Genomic DNA, 17625 nt, shown 5'->3' with positions numbered 1-17625 from the left:
ATTCTACTCACCATGACCGATAAAATTATCAATATTGCAGTAATAGGGGATGTTCACGATCTTTGGAATGAATTTGACCATGAGGCGTTAGAATTTTTACAAGTGGACTTAGTCTTATTTGTCGGGGATTTTGGCAATGAATCAATTCCCTTAATCAGTCAAATCGCTCAATTAAATATCCCCAAAGCAATAGTATTAGGTAATCATGATGCTTGGTTTAGTGCCACAGAATGGGGTAGAAAAAAATGTCCTTACGATCGCATCTTGGAAGATAGAGTACAACAACAGTTAGACATATTAGGAAAATTCCATGTTGGTTATGGCTATCTTGATTTTCCAGAATTAGATATTTCTGTGGTGGGTAGTCGCCCTTTTAGTTGGGGTGGGTCAAAATGGAAGTGTGAAGAATTTTATCGAGAAAAATATGCGATCGAAAATTTCAATCAGTCTTCAGACAGAATCATCGCCTCTGTCAACAAAACTCAAACCCAACAGATAATTTTTATTGGCCATAATGGCCCTTTCGGTTTAGGGGCAAATCCAGAAGATACCTGCGGTAGAGACTGGAAACCCCTAGGGGGAGACTTTGGCGATCCTGATTTTCAAGAAGCGATAAAATACACTCAAGAATTAGGCAAAAATGTACCATTAGTCACCTTTGGTCATATGCACCATAGCTTAAGGCATACTAAAGATAGATTAAGAACCATTATTAACCAAGATGAACATAAAACAATTTATTTGAATGCCGCCTCCACCCCCCGTATTCAAGAAATCGAAGGGGAAAAAATCCATAAATTTTCCCTTGTCACCCTAGATACTGGCATAGTTACCAAAATTGATTTAATGGCTATCAGTGAAAATATGAAAGTAAAAGACACAATAAACCTCTATCGTAAATGAATTTTAAGAATAGAAAGGTCATCATTAAAATTACGAGAATGGTTGACTTTTTCTATGTGCTTAATTAAATGTCGTAATTCGCCTTTGTATTTTGCTTGGGTATCCACTAATAAACTGATAAAGTTTTCTAATCCCCAGATATTTTCGTTTTCTTGCTCAATTTCATAAATACCATCACTGAAAATATATAAATAACTATCGGGTTTAACAACGCATAAACTCTGGTCAAATTCCACATCTTCAATCATACCCACTGGTAAGCTAGGAGTCTTTAATTTCTCATATTTCCATTGATTATTTTCTTGATAAATTAATATGGCTGGAGGATGCCCCGCCGAAGAATATATTAGCTCATGGGTATCGGTATTATATACCCCATACCATATTGTAAAGTAATTGAGGCGATCGCTATCCATTTGAAAAAGACGATTTAATTCAGTGATAATTGTCCAAGGTTGATAAGGATCTGTATTATATAGTGAATTATTGCGAACTAAATTAAGGATAGACACAGATAACAAAGCGGAATGAATACCATGACCTGCAACATCTAGTAAATAAATAGCTATATTCTCCTCATCCAACCAATAATAATCAAAAATATCTCCTCCCAACTTAGAAGATGGAATAAATTTTTGTTCCACAGATAAATTATGTTCTTCAGGAGAGGGTAATAAAGAAAACACATATTCAGAAGCTGTGCTTAATTCTGATTGTAAAAGAGAATTAGTTTCTTTCAGTTTTTCTTCTGCTTGTTTTCGTTTGATAAATTGACCGATTTGATTACCTAAATTAACAATATTTTCTAATAAGTTAATGTCATATTGAGCAGATTTACGAGAAAAAAAGGTAATGATGCCTAATTTTTCTTCCCCATTACATATAGGAAAAGCAAATATATGTCTTAAATTTACCTCATTTTTTGATGAAAGTAATTTATGATTATTTAGCCAAAATTCATCATAAGAAAAATCCCATTTTTCCCAGAGAATAGAGTTCAAATTTTCTTCTCGAATTGAGAGTATTTTTTCAATTTCTTGATTATTAATATGCCATTTTATTTCTGGATAAATTAAATTATCCTCTGTTTTTAACTCCCAATATTCCCCAATTTCTAAACCAAGATTATTACCAATTACTTTTAATATTTTTTGGATGGCTTCAGTTTTTTGCTCTGATTGTGCCAAGATTTTGATTACATCTCTTTCAATTATTTGATACTGCTCGATTCTTTTTCTTTCTGTAATATCATTGATTGTACCTGTTACCCCTTCTAATTCTCCCTTATCGTTAATAATTAGAGAAGCAAAAATTCTCATCCAACCGAAATTACCATTTTTCTTAACATATCTAACTTGACATTTCAGTTTTGATGTAGTATCTTCAGGAGAATTAACAAGACAATGCCAATACTGTGCATAAATAGGTTGGTCTTCTGGATAGATATAGATAGATAAAGGATACCCCAAACAAGCATCAGGGGGTAAACCAGTTAAATCTTGCCATGCAGGGTTAAGAAAAGTCAAATTACCTTTTTTATCTGCATAAAAGATAACTTCTCTTAAATTTTCTACTAAAGTTCTGTATTTTTCCTCGCTTTCTTTTAATGCTCTTTCTGCTTTTTTGACATCAAGCAAATATTTAATACGACGACGTAAAACCGCAGGGTTGATGGGTTTGGTTAAAAAATCAGTTGCACCCACTTCATAAGCCTGATTAACGGAATCGCGATCGTCTAAACCTGTTATCATCAACACAATGGTATCATTGCCCCTAGGTAACTCTTTTAAACGACGACAACAATCAAAGCCATCCATTACGGGCATTAATCCATCCAACAAAACCATATCAGGGAATATTTGTTGATATGTCTCTAAACATTTTTCTCCATTTTCTACAGTAATAATTTCATATCCGTCTTTTTGTAAAATCATCGTTAGATATTTTCTACTTACGGATTCATCATCTGCGATAAGGATGGTGATTTTTTCTTGATTAGACATTAGATTTAATTAGAAGTTAGCAAAGGAGTTGAAATATCTTATAAAAGTTAAATTAGGCTACGGCAAAATCTGTTAATTTGCGTGTTTCTGGGTCATGAAATGCTAATACTATATCTTCTTTTGGCACTCCTTTTTCTAATAATTCATTAGCAATATCTGCCTCTGTCCAATCTTCTTCAATATAAATTTTTTCATTTTTTATACGGATATGAATATGAGTTGATTTTGGTCTTTTATCTTCTTTCCAATCAACAGTTAACCAAAGATAATGATCATGATTTTCGTCAAATACTGGAGAAGTTTCGGATTGATAATCAGGAGATTTATAAACTAATTGATCATATTCGGTTAGTATATTTTTTATTAATTCTCTATATTTGATAATTTTACCCATGAGATAATTTCCTCTTTACTCTGATTAAATATGATAAAATCAACCCCATAATGTTTGATGACTGTCTATATGGATTTTCTTTGAAAAAAACTATTGAATACTGAGCTTTTTACAGCTAAATAAAGTTCATAATTTTTATGAGAAAAATTGAGAAAATCACGATACAGCAGATATTGACCTAAAGCATTTTGAAAGTCATTCATAGGTGATGGATTTAAAAAACTTTTTATTTCTACTACTATTTTACGGTTTAGTTGTTGAGCAAGTAATGTTTTTTGTGCCAGTAAATCGGCATAGAGGTTATCATCTTCATATTCAATGGTGTAAAGATCTGCTAAAATCATCCAACCATCTTTAATTAAAGCATTTTTAACTATTTCATTGGAAACATCTTTTGCGAACATTTTTCTCTCTTTTTGATGGTTTGGCGGGGCATACCCCGCCCTAGAATTTTAATGATTGGAGAAAATTTCTATATAAAAATTATATTCGGTGTCTAAGGCTTTTTTTATGTTTTCTGCTTTACGGAAGCCGTGTTGTTCGTCGGGAAAGGTGATATAGGATGTTTTGATACCTTTTTGTTTGAGGGCATTATACATCATTTCCGCTTGGTTAGGGGGTACAACTTTATCTTCTAGTCCTTGAAAAAAGATCACGGGACATGATAGTTTATCTATATGATAAAGAGGCGATCGCATCTTGTAAATTTCTTTTTCTTCGGGATATTTTCCAATTAAGCTATCTAAATAACGAGACTCAAATTTGTGGGTATCAGTAGCTAGAATTTCTAAATCACTTACCCCATAATAACTTGCACCAGCTTTAAAAGTATCAAAAAAAGTTAGGGCGGCTAAGGTTGTATATCCTCCTGCACTTCCTCCTGATATAGCTAATTTATCCCCGTCAACTTTACCCTCTTTAACTAAATACTGAGCCACATTAACGCAATCTTCCACATCCACAATGCCCCAATTACCTTTCAACCTCTGACGATAATCTCTACCGTAGCCCGTACTACCACCATAGTTAACATCAACAAAAGCAAAACCCCTACTCGTCCAGTATTGTATTCTGAGATTATAACTAGCAGATGTCATGGCAGTGGGGCCTCCGTGACTTTTAACTAAAAGAGGGGGTAATTCTCCTTCGGGGGCGACAAAATCTTTATTTTGGGGGGGATAATACCAAGCATAGGCAGTTTTGCCGTTACTGGTGGGAAACTCCAGAGGGATGGGTTGACTGATATATCCTTCATCAATAATTGTATTACTAGATTGTTTTAAAATTTCGTATTGACCATGATTAAGATTCATCTTTACAATAGCGCCGGGTTGAGATGGTGAACTACCTGCAAATAAAATTTCTTCTCCTTGTACCTGTAAGTAAGCAATATTAGTAAAGGGTATTTCATAATCAGTGAGAGATTTTGTCTTTTTATCGATACTGCCAAGAAACCAACAACCATCTTGAGTATAGGTGCAAATAATCTTATCTTCTTTCTCAAAACCATAAACGGATTCCCCAAATACCCAATGAGGATAACCAAATTCAGCATCTAAGGGATAGGCAGAGTGAATATTACCTTTTTCATCTCGATAATATAAATTCCACCAAAGACTGCGATCGCCGCTAAAATAAAGAATACCATTAGGACTAAACTCAGGTTGACAGATAGATTCGTTTTCCCCTCCAGCAACCAAAGTAATATTAGTTAAACTACCATCAGGGTTAATATCTGCTAAATGCAATTCCGTACTATCCCAAGGCATATTCGGATGATTCCATGATAACCATGCCAATTGAGAGTTATTAGGAGAAATACGAGGAGAAGCATAGAAATCAGCACCGTCACACAGGGTTTTAACTTCTCCTGTGGTTATATTGATGGTAACTAGCTTATTTTGCGGTTCGTGATTTTCTTCAGAATGATCCTCACAGACGCAAATCAGACGATTATGAGATTTATCAAGACAAAAATCAGCATAACGTAACTTCGATTCAGGGGTTAAAGGTTGAGGTTGAGGAGATTCCCCTACTTTTTGGATATAAACTCTTTGATCTGCATTATTACAAAAATAAACTGTGCTATCTTGAACTAAAAAAGCACCTCCACCATATTCATGAACACGACTACGCACATTAAAAGAGGCAGGGGTTATGTCTTGATGTTCTCCATTGGGACTATACTTAACAATAACACTTCTACCTCCCTCTAAAGGACGACTTTCTAGCCAGTAAATATCCTCACCGTCAAAACGAGGACTACTTAAGCCAATGGTAGCAGACACAATTAAATCTGAGGTTAGAGGCGATCGCCACTTTCCATAACTCACACAGTTTACTTCCGTCATTTTCCTTGATTTATTTTTCCACAAACTTTTACAACCTATCTTGACATAAATTCAAACCTTAAATATCTAAGTTCAGAAAGAGGTGTCAGGTTTCAGGTTTCGGGTTGCAGGTGTTTTTTTATTCTTCACTATTGCTAATTACTAATTTCTCAGGGTCAAATATTAAGTTTTGTTACAATTGAAGAAACTTAAATTAAGCCATCACAGCCAGTAATTATGACTATTGCTCAACATCAAGACAAAAATATCAAAAAATCTCTGATAAGCCTTCCTGTAGGTGGAGAAGATCCCAATGAATTCGATTACAAAGAGGTCTGGTATCCTGTTTTTTTTGTTAATGATTTACATAAAGATAAACCAAGTCGTTTTACCTTATTAGATGAAGATTTAGTAGTCTGGTGGGATAAAAAGGATCAACAGTGGCGGGTGTTTCAAGATATGTGTCCTCATCGTCTTGCCCCTTTAAGTACCGGTAGAATTAACGAAGATGGCTTATTAGAATGTCCTTATCATGGTTGGACTTTTTCAGGGAAAGGTGATTGTCAGTCAATCCCTCAGCAACCAGAAGGAGAAAATCGTCATAAATCTCCCCGTGCTTGTGTCAAATCTTACCCAAGTGCGATCGAGCATGATATGTTATTTGTGTATGCAGGGAAAAAAGAAAATGCCTTTTTCACTCCCATGCCCATAACTCAACCCCTCACAGAAAATGAAGAAAAATGGACTATCTTAAAAACCTTTAGGGATATACCCTATGATGCCCTCACTTTATTAGAAAACGTGTTAGATAGTAGTCATGTCTCTTATACCCATCATGGCACAGTCGGAAATAGATCGAACGCCGCCCCCGTAGAATTAGAAGTAAAAACAGCCGATAGACAAGGATTTACAGGATTTTGGGCAGAAGGACCAAGAAAAGGAAAGCTAGGAAGTCAAAGCACAACCTTTATTGCTCCTAATTTAATGTGGCATGATTTAACCTCAAAACAACTAGGACGCACCATGACGGTAGTTTATGTTACTCCTATCAGTAAGGGAAAATGTCGAGTTTTTGCTTTATTTCCCTTCCAATTTGCTTCTAAAATCCCCCAATTTTTTATTAAATTAACTCCTCAATGGTACTCTCATCTTAATCAAAATACTATTCTCGAAGATGATCAAATATTTCTACATTACCAAGAAAGATATTTAGAAAAATTAGGAGGAAGTAAAAAATTTAATCAAGCCTTTTATTTACCAACAAAATCTGATTTATTTGTCAGTGAATTAAGAAAATGGGTTGTGAACTATAATGCCTATTTATTCCCTGAACAAGAGTTTCCAGAAACACCTAATCATGATCAGTTAATTGAAAGATATTATTCACACACAGAGCAATGTTCCAGTTGTAGCGGTGCTTTGAAGAATATAAAAAAAATACGTTTTTCAGCTTTAATAATAACAGGAATTGTGTGGTCTTTGATACCTTTAATATTTTTATATATTGAGGAATTAACTAATTTTATTTTCCCCTTAGTTTCTGTTATTAGTGTAATTAACTTTAGTCTATATATCTATTTAGGCAAGTTAGAAAAGAGATTTTATCAGGGAGAAAAAATACCCTCCCGCAACAGAAAATCATAGTTTATCAAAGGGCAATGGGCAAAGATGAATTAGTGAATAATTAATAACTTCTAACTCTGAACCCTGAACACAATACCCCGAACTCATTACTTATTTCCCCCTAACAGCGTAACACCTGACACCTGAAACCTAACACCTCTTGTCGAACTCAGGTACAATTAAACTTGTTTCAATAATGATGAGGTTATTCCCTCTTAATAAGATAAATTTATTAATTTTTACCAATGACAGCAAATAATTTTATTTACAAACAACAGATAATAGGTTCAAGAAGATTTAGTAACTATTTTTGGGCGATCGCAGTTTCCATTGGCGGTATCGGCTTTCTTTTAGCAGGATTATCCAGTTATTTACATACAAATTTACTTATTGTTAGTGACACTTCGGAATTACAATTCATTCCCCAAGGTATTGCCCTAACTTTTTACGGTGTAGCAGGAACATTATTAGCTAGTTATCTATGGTTAATGATTATTCTTGATGTTGGTAGCGGTTACAACGAATTTGATAAAAAAAAGGGTAAAGTTACCATCTATCGTCAAGGTTTTCTAGGGAAAAATCGCAAAATTGAATTAGTCTATGATATTGATGATATTCAGGCTATAAGAGCAGAAATCAAAGAAGGATTAAACCCCAAAAGAGCTTTATATTTGAGAGTTAAACCCAAAAGAGACATACCATTAACCTCGGTTGGTGAGCCAATGCCTCTTTCTCAACTAGAAAATCAAGGAGCAGAATTAGCTCGTTTTCTAACTGTGCCTTTAGAAGGACTTTAACTCAGACTTGAATCTAGCCAAAAATATACTGGTGAAGCCAAGAAATAAGGGAAACCCCTCTATATCTCCCCTTAAAAGGGGAGAAGGACAACAGTAATAAGAATTGACAAAAAACTTATTAAATTCGCTTTCTACTATTGTTGTACTAATTTAAGATCTCATTTTAAGCTAATTTGTCTTTAAGTTGAAAGGAAAGGGCAACGATGTACAGGGCAGTGGTAATTAGAAATTAGTAATTAATTAAAACAGTCAAACCTGAGACCTGAAACCCCAAACCTGAAACCTCTTCCGAACTTGTCTTCCCTAACACATCAAAACCCTAAGCCCCTACTTCCTCATTTCCTCATTCCACTAAAAACTTTCTGTTATTTTTTTTAATTTAATTTAATGTTTTCTCTTGATAGAAATTTTTAAATTAATCATAAGATTAAAGCATAAAACTTATGTTTTAAATAATAAGAAAATTGCAAGATGAAGACAAAAAAAAGAATTGGTATTCTCACCAGTGGAGGAGACTGCCCCGGACTAAATGCGATTATTAGAGCAGTGGTAAAGTATGCGACTTTAAGGGGATGGGAAGTATATGGTATTCCTAGGGGTACGGATGGATTTATTGATTTTGTTCATGGAAAACTAAATATTGAGGAACTTAAGTTACATCCTCACGGTTATGATTTACCCGGTGTTTTACAGGGTTTGGATGTATTACAGTTTATGAGTGGTAGTGTTTTGGGTTCTTTAAGTAGAGGTAATCCTCAAGAAGAACAAGTTACAAAAGACATTATCAAAGGTTATGAAGCCCTAGAATTAGATGCTTTAATTGCTATTGGTGGAGATGGTAGCTTAGATATTATTTATGATTTAGCTAAAAAAGGTAATTGGAACTTAGTTGTAATTCCTAAAACTATTGATAATGATGTTGCTTTTACCGAGAGGTCTGTGGGCTTTGATACTGCTCGTAATACAGTCACACAAGCCCTATACGATTTGACTTTTACCGCCGCCAGTCACGAAAGAATTATGGTGGTGCAGGTGATGGGAAGAGATGCAGGTCATTTATCTTTACACGCTGGTATAGCAGGGGGAGCAGACTGTATTTTAATTCCAGAGTTAACTCCTCAACTAACGGAAGCTACTTTAGTAGGAATGTGTGAATATATTGCCCAATTGCGTAAAGATAGGCGTAAATTTGCTTTAATTGTCATAGCAGAAGGGGTAAAAGGGCTAAATGCGGAAAAAGATCCTTATATTGCGGAAACCTTGGCAGATTTATTGAAAGAAAGAAGTCATCAATTATGTTCCACTGGGGGCGATCGCTACTGCGGATTAAACCAAATTGATACAAGAGCAACTATTTTAGGTCATTTACAAAGATGTGGTGTCCCTAGCTCATTCGATCGCATTTTAGCGACAGTATTTGCTATCAAAGCCCTAGATTTGATCGGAGAAGAATGTTATAACCGCCTAGTTATTTGGCAAAACGGAAATGTGGAAAGCAAATCCCTTGAGCAAATTATGCCTATGATTAAATGGTGTCATCAGGAAAAAACTTGTCCTTCACCCGTAGATCCAGAAGGTTTCATGGTCAGAACAGCTTTATCTTTGGGTATTTATTTAGGAGAATCCCACTATCATCCTCATACTTCTAACTATCCTTACACTCCTTTAGCTTCAACCATTACTAATGAGTGAATTATCGGAGTTGGAGAGTTCGGAGAGTTCGCACCCCCCGGCTCTTACACTCCCTTCGGTCGTGAACGGAGTTTTTAATTCTTAATTCTTAATTAGCAACTATTTACCTTTGCCCCTTGCCCTTTGATTCTTAGTTGCTTTCTAAAATATTTTCTAAGAAAAAACAATCCCAAACAAGTCGAGGTTGTACATATCTAAATAATAATTTTTTTACTTTTTCTAAACTATTAATTAACTCTGATTTTCTTTCTTTTTCCCAATAAAAATACTGTAAATAATCAGCTAACCATAGTTGTGTATCTAATTCTAAATTTTTGGTAATTTCTTTGGCTAATAATAAGCCTTCTATAATATTCCTAGGAAATTTAGTTAATTTATTGATCAAATCAGAAGGAATATCAGTCAATTTTTGCCAATCTGCGATCGCTTTGCCCGGACAACCTTGAGATAAATTTATTAACTGAGGATAATCTAAAACTTCAGCTTTATTAGCTCTATATAAAACTAACTTTAAATGTTCTTCACTAAGACGAAAAAAAGGAATTATTTGACAGCGAGAAACTAAGGTTGAAAGAATAGAATCTGTGCTTTTTGCAATTAAAATAATTGTTGCTCTGCCCGGATCTTCAAGGGTTTTTAAAAGAGCATTTCCTGCCGATTCTGCCATTAACTCTGCCCCTTCAATCACCACAATAGAGCGATCGCCTTTTAGGGGAGGACGACTTACAAATTGACTAATTTCTCTCACTTGCTCAATTCTAATTTGTGGAGCAGTTTTCCGTTTTAAACCTTTTTCCTCGGCTTCTTTCGCTGTTAACAATTGACCTTTATCATTGTAAGTTGGTTCAACCCATAAAAAATCAGGATGATTTCCCGCATATAACTTTTGACAAGCAGAAGCATAATCTTCATCGGGGGAAATTAACAACATTTCTGTAAAACACTTCGCCGCTAATGCTTTACCAATGCCTTCCGCACCGATAAACAAATATGCAGGGGCAATTCTATCTATTGCGATCGCACTTTCTAAAAGTTCTACGGCTAAAGGTTGTCCAATTAATTTTGCTAAAGGTTTCATTCGTAGTAGATTTTTATTAGTAATTAACAATTTCGATAAGACAAAAGGCAAGAGTGTTTAATTAACCTCTCCTGAACAGTGAAATCTCCATTGCTCAAATCGCTAATTATGATAAGGTAATATTTGGATTTATTTGTCTAGGATGATTTTTAACTATGTCAACATCGGCTCAAAAATTATATGAAGGAAAAGCCAAAATTGTCTATGGGACAGAAAAAGAGCAAGAATACTTAACTTATTTTAAGGATGATGCCACCGCTTTCAATGCCCAAAAAAAAGGAACGATAGTAGGTAAAGGAGAAATAAACTGTACAGTTTCATCCGCCCTGCTAAAGTGGCTAGAATCTAAAGGTATTCCCACGCATTTTATTGATCAGCCCTCCTCTCGTGAAATGTTGGTCAAAGCCGTTAAGATTATTCCCCTCGAAGTAGTAGTTAGAAATATCGCCGCAGGAAGTTTATGTAAACAAACGGGATTAAATCAAGGTGAAAAATTGCCTTTCCCCCTCGTGGAATTTTACCTTAAAAATGATGAATTAGGAGATCCTCTACTAACGCGCGATCGCCTCTCAATTCTCAATATCATACCTTCAGAACAAATAGAGCAACTGAAACAATACGCACTACAAATTAATCAACACCTACAAGAATTTTTCCAAAGTTGTCAAATTACCCTCGTCGATTTTAAACTAGAATTCGGCTTTGATTCAGAAAACAATATTATTTTAGCCGATGAAATTAGTCCCGATACTTGCCGTTTATGGGATGAATTGGAACAAGATAAACAAAAAAGAGTCCTAGATAAAGATCGTTTTCGCCAAGACTTAGGCAAAATAGAATCCGCCTATCAAGAGGTACAACAAAGAGTTTTAACACAAATTGAAAAACTCAAAAATAGCTAGTATATTTAAAAACAAATAATTAACATTTGGTGTGTGGCAGTGAACAAAAACAGTAAGAATTATTTAAAGACAATAAGTCTGGGTTTGACACAGGCACAAAAAGAGGGTGTCAGTATCACCTTGAACGAAAAAAACATAGCAAAAAATCTCTCTTTGCTTACAAAAAAAATCCCCCAGCAAACAATCTCTTATACAAAGCCTAAATCCCTATGGTCAAAACCCCTTACTCTTACACTGCTATCTCTGATTAGTGTCACAACACCCTTAAAGGCTCTGGCAGAAAAAACCCCTCAGTTATCTTCCCATAACTCCGAAACTCCTCATATTTCTATTCCCGTAACCTACCCAACTCAACCCCTGAGTGAAGATAAAATTATCGAAAATTCCCCCTCATATATTGCCCAAAACTTATTATCTCAAACAGACACAACCACCTCTCCAGAAACTCAGCAAAATCAACCCCCCTCAACACCAAATTCTCCTCAAAATGAAACCTCCCAAGAACCCAGAGTATTAGTTTCTGAAGTCTTAGTTACAGGGGTTGATCCTGAACTGACCGATCTGGTTTACAATACAATTCGTACTACTCCCGGACGCACCACGACTCGCTCTCGTTTACAAGAAGATATTAACGCCATCTATGCCACAGGCTTTTTCCGCAACGTTCGAGTAACTCCCGAAGATACCCAATATGGGGTCAGAATTACCTACCAAGTTGAAGCAAACCCAGTTTTGCAAAAAGTAGAAATTCAAACTCTACCTGAAAAAACTGATGAACAAAGTTTATTACCTCCTGAAGTAATTAACGAAGCCTTTGCAGAACAGTATGGACAAATTCTTAATCTGCGAGACTTACAAGAAGGCATTGCAGAACTAAATAAATGGTACACCGATAACGGCTATGACCTAGCACAAGTAGTTGGGGCACCCCAAATTAGTGAACAAGGAGTCGTCACCCTAATTATCGCAGAAGGACAAATCGCTGATATTCAAGTTAAATTTTTTAACTCTGAACAAGAAGAAACTAATGGTAGAACAAGAGATTTCATTGTTACCAGAGAAATGAAACTTAAACCCGGAGATATATTTAATCGGAGAACTGCTCAACAAGACTTACAAAGAGTATTCGGTTTAGGCATTTTTGAGGATGTAAAACTCTCCTTTAGTCCTGCAGAAGACCCCTCAGAAGTGGTCATGAATGTAGAGGTTGTTGAAACAAATACTGGCTCTCTTGCGGCAGGTGCAGGTATTAGTTCCACTAGCGGTATTTTTGGTACAGTTAGTTATCAAGAAAGAAACCTTGGCGGAAATAACCAGACTGTTGGGGTTGAATTTCAGTTAGGGGAAAGAGAACTTCTTTTCGACTTGAGCTATCAAGATCCTTGGATTGCAGGAGATCCTTACCGCACATCCTACACTGGCAATATTTTCCGTCGTCGTTCCATCTCTCTAGTGTACGATGGTACAGATACAGAAACCATCCGTACAGAGGTCAATAATGATAGCCCTAGAGTTGTTCGTACGGGGGCAGGTATTTCTTTCTCCAGACCCCTTGCTAAAGATCCCTTTTCTCCCGCCGAGTGGGTATTAAGTACAGGCTTACAATATCAACACATTGAAGTTCAAGACGCAGACGGTGATTTATCGCCCCGTTCAGGAGAAGCCTTTGGCAGTCAGAAATTAGCGTATAATGCCAGTGGAGTTGATGATTTAATTACTTGGCGTTTTAATGCGTCTCAAGATACTCGTAATAATGGTTTAACACCTACTAGCGGTAGTTTACTACTGTTAGGAACAGAACAAACTCTTCCGGGTACTGGTATATTATTTAACCGTGTTCGTGCTAGTTATAGTTATTATATTCCCCTGAAACTAATTAATTTTGACTTTACAGAAGGTCCTCAAACCCTTGCTTTTAACTTCCAAGGAGGTACTGTTCTCGGTGACTTACCCCCCTATGAAGCCTTTGTTATCGGCGGTAGTAATTCTGTCAGAGGCTACGGAGAAGGAGATTTAGGGAATGGGCGATCGTACTTTCAAGCCACTGCGGAATATCGTTTCCCAATTATTTCTTTTGTTGGGGGTGCATTATTCTTTGACTATGGTACTACTTTAGGTTCTGGGGGTGCAGTGATTGGTAAACCTGCTGAAGTCAGAGGCTTAAATGGTGATGGTTTTGGCTATGGTTTAGGAGTAAGGGTTCAATCTCCTGTCGGGCCTATTCGTATTGATTATGCCATTAATGATGAAGGTGATAGCCGTATTCATTTTGGTATAGGGGAGAAATTTTAAGTAACCTGAGTTCGGGATACATTTTCATCTATGAGTGGTGGAGAAAAGGGCAAGGGGCAAAGGTGAAAGTTAAAAGGGCAAAGGGCAAGGGGCAAAGGGCAAAGGTAAATAGTTGATGATAATTAATGACTTCTAACTCCGAACTCCTAACTCCTAACTACTAACTCGTTTCCCCCTAATTCCCCAATACCGTAAGGATTTAATATATTCAACCCCTACCACCTGAAGCCTGAAACCTTTATTTACTTGTGTTAAGAATTAATTAAGAATGAATTAGTATCAACAAAATAAACTATATATTTGGAAATAGAATAAAGTTGTTAGGATAAAGTTTTTAAATGTTAGACACCCTTGATTTAAGTAACTCTCTCGATAAGGATACTTACCGCTACAAAATAGAAGAATTAATGCGAGAGTTGCGATCGCTCCAGAATATTTGTTGGTTACAAAAATTGCCTATCATCGTAGTTTTAGAAGGGTGGGCGGCCGCAGGAAAAGGGGGATTAGTAAAACAAATGACAAACTATATGGATCCTCGTGGTTTTACCGTTCATCCTATCCTAGCACCATCAGACCAAGAAAAACAATATCCTTTTCTTTGGCGTTTCTGGCAGAAAATTCCGCCAGTTGGAAGTATTGGCATTTTTTACCATAGTTGGTACACCCATGTATTAGAAGATAGATTATTTAAGCGCCTAGAAGATGAAAGAGTGCCATTGATAATGAGGGATATTAATGCCTTTGAAAGACAGTTAGTAGAAGATGGGGCAGTGGTTGCTAAATATTGGCTTCATGTTAGCAATAAAGAACTTAAAAATCGTCTTAAAAAATATGAAAAAGATGAACTAGAATCGTGGCGAGTGCGTAAAGAAGACTGGCAACAAGTAAAAAATTATGAGGAATATAGTCATTTAGCAGAAGAAATGTTGATTTATACTAGCACGGGATTTGCCCCGTGGGTTTTAGTAGAGGCAGATTGTCAACGTTGGGCGAAAGTGAAGGTTTTAACCCACCTAGTGGCCACTATTCGAGAAGGTTTAGCCAAGAGAGAAATTATCACAGCAACTCCATCTTCTGCACCCCAAAATCAATTATTACCCACTGAGCCTGATTATTTAGCTCAAACAGATTTAACCTTACACTTACCAAAGGATGAATATAAAACTAAATTAAAAAAATACCAAGTGCAACTCAGACAATTACAAAAAGATATTTATGAACATAATATCGGGGTTTTACTATTGTTTGAAGGTTGGGATGCGGCAGGGAAAGGAGGTGCTATTAAGCGTGTTACCGATATTTTAGACCCTCGTAGTTATGAAGTTCACGCCTTTGCGGCCCCAACAGATGAAGAAAAAAAATATCATTATCTTTGGCGTTTTTGGCGTAGTTTACCAGCTTTAGGAAAAATTGCTATATGCGATCGCAGTTGGTATGGTAGAGTATTAGTAGAAAGAATAGAAGGATTTGCCACGGAGATTGAATGGCGGAGAGCCTACAGAGAAATTAACGAGTTTGAAGCTCAATTAGCTACATATAATTATATTGTTTTAAAATTCTGGTTACATATTAGTCCAGAAGAACAATTAAACCGTTTTCAAGATCGAAAAGAAGACCCTTATAAACGTTATAAACTAACCGAAGAAGATTGGCGCAACCGAGAAAAATGGAATTTGTATGATGTGGCAGTAAATCAAGCGATCGCCCGTACTAGCACAGCCCTCGCCCCTTGGACAGTTGTACCGGGGAATGATAAATATTATGCTAGGGTTCATGTATTAGAAACCGTAGTCAACGCTGTCAAAAGTAAGATTAATTAGAACTGTTAATCATGAATCATCAAATAGCATTTTTAGGATTAGGGGTAATGGGGGCACCAATGGCAAAAAATTTAGCTAATGCCCAATGTCAAGTTAAAGTTTGGAATCGCACAAAAAATCGCCCTCATATACAATCTTTATTACAAGAATCATCTTTAACAATGGTAGATAGCATTGCCGAAGCGGTAGAGTCTGCCGAAATAATTTTTACTTGTTTAGGAGATGTGCCAGATGTAGAAGAAGTTTTATTGTCAGAGTCAGGGGTAATTAATTTTGCTTCCTCAAACAGCTTAGTAGTTGACTTTAGCACCATTGGCTCAACAGCAGTGAAAAACATTGCCAGTCAATTAGAGAAAAAGCAAATTCGTTTCTTAGATGCCCCTGTTTCTGGGGGAGATATTGGAGCTCAACAAGGCACTTTAACGATTATGGTAGGAGGCAAAGAAGAAGACTTTAGAGAATGTTTACCATATTTAGAGATTATGGGCAAAAATATTACTCACTGTGGAGAAGTCGGTAGTGGACAAGGGGTAAAATTATGTAATCAGGTTTTAGCTAGTTTGCATATGGTAGCCTTATGTGAAGCGATGAAATTAGCCCAAGTTCAAAATATAGACCCCAACTTAATTGTAAAAGTATGTAGTACGGGTGCGGCAGGTTCGTGGGCATTAGCTAATTTGGGCAAAAAAGTTATTGAGGCAGATTTTGAACCCGGATTCATGATTAAGCATATATTAAAAGACTTACGTTTAGTGCAAGAAACCCTCAAGGATGAGCATTTACCCGGCATAGAATTAGCTAATCAGTTATTTCAAGTCAGTGCTGATTTGAATGAAGGAGAAGGATATAGTCAAGGCACTCAGGGGATGATTAATGCTTACCAACATCTGGAAAATTTCAGTTAGAAAGCAAGTCAGTTACATCACTGTATTTTTACTGTTATAAAATCACCATATTCTTTATTTAAAATCATTTTAGCATTGCCCTGATTAATGGCTATTTCTACATATCCATGACTACCAATTAGGGTAAGTAATTCTTTCTTTTTAATGTTGCTATAAGTGGATTGAGGAAAAATTTTATTTTCTCCTTCTTGTACGTACCAAGATTTATTTTCTAACATTTTAGCGGTGATATTAGTAATTAAATTACCGTAAGTATCAATATATTGTATTGAACCGATTATTTCTTTTTCTTTAATTATGGGATAAATGTCATCTAAAATCACTAAATCTTCTTTATTAAGATTATGACCTAAAGTTTCTAATCCGATACCTTTACTTAAATAAGCCGTCATAGGTGCAAATATATCTCTACCATGAAAAGTATTGCTAGGAATTTGATTAAGCCAATAATTACTATTAGTTAACTCATAAATTTGTTGTGGTTTATACCTATTTAAAACCCCTGTTATTATGCCATTATTAGGACATATTATATAACCTTTTTCAAATGCGATCGCAACTATTTTTCTGTCACTACCAACGGTAGGATCAACTATGGCTAAATGAATGGTATCATCAGGAAAAAAATCCACAGAATTTGCTAAAGCAAAACTAGCGGCGGAGATATTTTGAGGGGGAATATCGTGGGTTAAATCAATAATATATATATCTGGATTAATTGTTTTTATAATTCCTTTCATCACTCCCACATAAATATCTTGCAAACCAAAATCTGTCAGTAAAGTAATCATTATTAATACTATTTTTTTCAATAAAATTAACAGTTAGTATTTAATTTAATACTTGATAAAATAGCTCAAACTAAATAGGGGTTGAGAAAAAAGAA

The 17625-nt window shown here is 35.7% G+C and carries 14 protein-coding genes; 8 read left to right on the top strand and 6 right to left on the bottom strand.

Annotated features, from left to right (window positions below; genetic code table 11):
* Nucleotides 1–12: 12 nt before the first annotated feature.
* A complete protein-coding gene (locus Dongsha4_RS00210; RefSeq protein ID WP_330203797.1) occupies nucleotides 13–903 on the top strand; it encodes a TIGR04168 family protein in 891 nt (296 codons plus the stop codon).
* Here the strand turns inward: Dongsha4_RS00210 and Dongsha4_RS00205 are convergent.
* From Dongsha4_RS00205 to Dongsha4_RS00190, 4 genes are all read right to left on the bottom strand, one after another.
* A complete protein-coding gene (locus tag Dongsha4_RS00205; protein ID WP_330203796.1) occupies nucleotides 891–2906 on the bottom strand; it encodes a SpoIIE family protein phosphatase in 2016 nt (671 codons plus the stop codon). The genes Dongsha4_RS00210 and Dongsha4_RS00205 overlap by 13 nt on opposite strands.
* A gap of 52 nt (nucleotides 2907–2958) precedes the next feature.
* Nucleotides 2959–3300: a XisI protein gene (locus tag Dongsha4_RS00200; RefSeq protein WP_330203795.1), complete on the bottom strand. Its 342-nt coding sequence runs from the start codon at nucleotides 3298–3300 to the stop codon at nucleotides 2959–2961.
* Between the two features lie 65 nt (nucleotides 3301–3365).
* A complete protein-coding gene (locus tag Dongsha4_RS00195; protein ID WP_330203794.1) occupies nucleotides 3366–3704 on the bottom strand; it encodes an element excision factor XisH family protein in 339 nt (112 codons plus the stop codon).
* Nucleotides 3705–3752: 48 nt separating this feature from the next.
* Nucleotides 3753–5651: a S9 family peptidase gene (locus Dongsha4_RS00190; protein WP_330203793.1), complete on the bottom strand. Its 1899-nt coding sequence runs from the start codon at nucleotides 5649–5651 to the stop codon at nucleotides 3753–3755.
* 216 nt (nucleotides 5652–5867) lie between these two features.
* Here Dongsha4_RS00190 and Dongsha4_RS00185 point away from each other — a divergent pair, with 216 nt between their 5' ends.
* The 3 genes from Dongsha4_RS00185 to Dongsha4_RS00175 all read left to right on the top strand — a co-directional run bounded on the left by Dongsha4_RS00185 (nucleotide 5868) and on the right by Dongsha4_RS00175 (nucleotide 9742).
* Nucleotides 5868–7274 (top strand): Rieske 2Fe-2S domain-containing protein, encoded by a 1407-nt coding sequence (locus Dongsha4_RS00185; RefSeq protein ID WP_330203792.1) that lies wholly within the window; start codon nucleotides 5868–5870, stop codon nucleotides 7272–7274.
* A gap of 224 nt (nucleotides 7275–7498) precedes the next feature.
* A complete protein-coding gene (locus tag Dongsha4_RS00180) occupies nucleotides 7499–8050 on the top strand; it encodes a photosystem I assembly protein Ycf4 (RefSeq protein WP_330203791.1) in 552 nt (183 codons plus the stop codon).
* Nucleotides 8051–8521: 471 nt separating this feature from the next.
* Nucleotides 8522–9742: an ATP-dependent 6-phosphofructokinase gene (locus tag Dongsha4_RS00175; RefSeq protein WP_330203790.1), complete on the top strand. Its 1221-nt coding sequence runs from the start codon at nucleotides 8522–8524 to the stop codon at nucleotides 9740–9742.
* Between the two features lie 130 nt (nucleotides 9743–9872).
* Here the strand turns inward: Dongsha4_RS00175 and Dongsha4_RS00170 are convergent, their stop codons facing one another.
* Complete coding sequence (locus tag Dongsha4_RS00170) at nucleotides 9873–10820, bottom strand: DNA polymerase III subunit delta' (protein ID WP_330203789.1); 948 nt, start codon at nucleotides 10818–10820, stop codon at nucleotides 9873–9875.
* A 155-nt stretch (nucleotides 10821–10975) separates the two neighbouring features.
* Here Dongsha4_RS00170 and purC point away from each other — a divergent pair, with 155 nt between their 5' ends.
* From purC to Dongsha4_RS00150, 4 genes are all read left to right on the top strand, one after another.
* Complete coding sequence (gene purC, locus Dongsha4_RS00165) at nucleotides 10976–11722, top strand: phosphoribosylaminoimidazolesuccinocarboxamide synthase (RefSeq protein WP_324281509.1); 747 nt, start codon at nucleotides 10976–10978, stop codon at nucleotides 11720–11722.
* A gap of 33 nt (nucleotides 11723–11755) precedes the next feature.
* A complete protein-coding gene (locus Dongsha4_RS00160; RefSeq protein WP_330203788.1) occupies nucleotides 11756–14014 on the top strand; it encodes a BamA/TamA family outer membrane protein in 2259 nt (752 codons plus the stop codon).
* Between the two features lie 338 nt (nucleotides 14015–14352).
* The gene (pap, locus tag Dongsha4_RS00155) at nucleotides 14353–15834 is read left to right on the top strand and encodes a polyphosphate:AMP phosphotransferase (RefSeq protein ID WP_330203787.1); all 1482 of its coding nucleotides are present in this window, start codon (nucleotides 14353–14355) and stop codon (nucleotides 15832–15834) included.
* An 11-nt stretch (nucleotides 15835–15845) separates the two neighbouring features.
* Nucleotides 15846–16739, top strand: a complete 894-nt coding sequence (locus Dongsha4_RS00150) for an NAD(P)-dependent oxidoreductase (RefSeq protein WP_330203786.1) — start codon at nucleotides 15846–15848, stop codon at nucleotides 16737–16739.
* Between the two features lie 17 nt (nucleotides 16740–16756).
* On the opposite strand, the gene Dongsha4_RS00145 is transcribed toward Dongsha4_RS00150, so the two are convergent.
* The gene (locus tag Dongsha4_RS00145) at nucleotides 16757–17530 is read right to left on the bottom strand and encodes an SAM-dependent chlorinase/fluorinase (RefSeq protein ID WP_330203785.1); all 774 of its coding nucleotides are present in this window, start codon (nucleotides 17528–17530) and stop codon (nucleotides 16757–16759) included.
* Nucleotides 17531–17625: the final 95 nt, after the last annotated feature.

Origin of the sequence: Cyanobacterium sp. Dongsha4 (genome assembly GCF_036345015.1) — a bacterium.
GTDB lineage: Bacteria > Cyanobacteriota > Cyanobacteriia > Cyanobacteriales > Cyanobacteriaceae > PCC-10605.
Note: the sequence above shows the minus strand (reverse complement) of the source record. Positions and strands in the feature narration are given on the sequence as shown.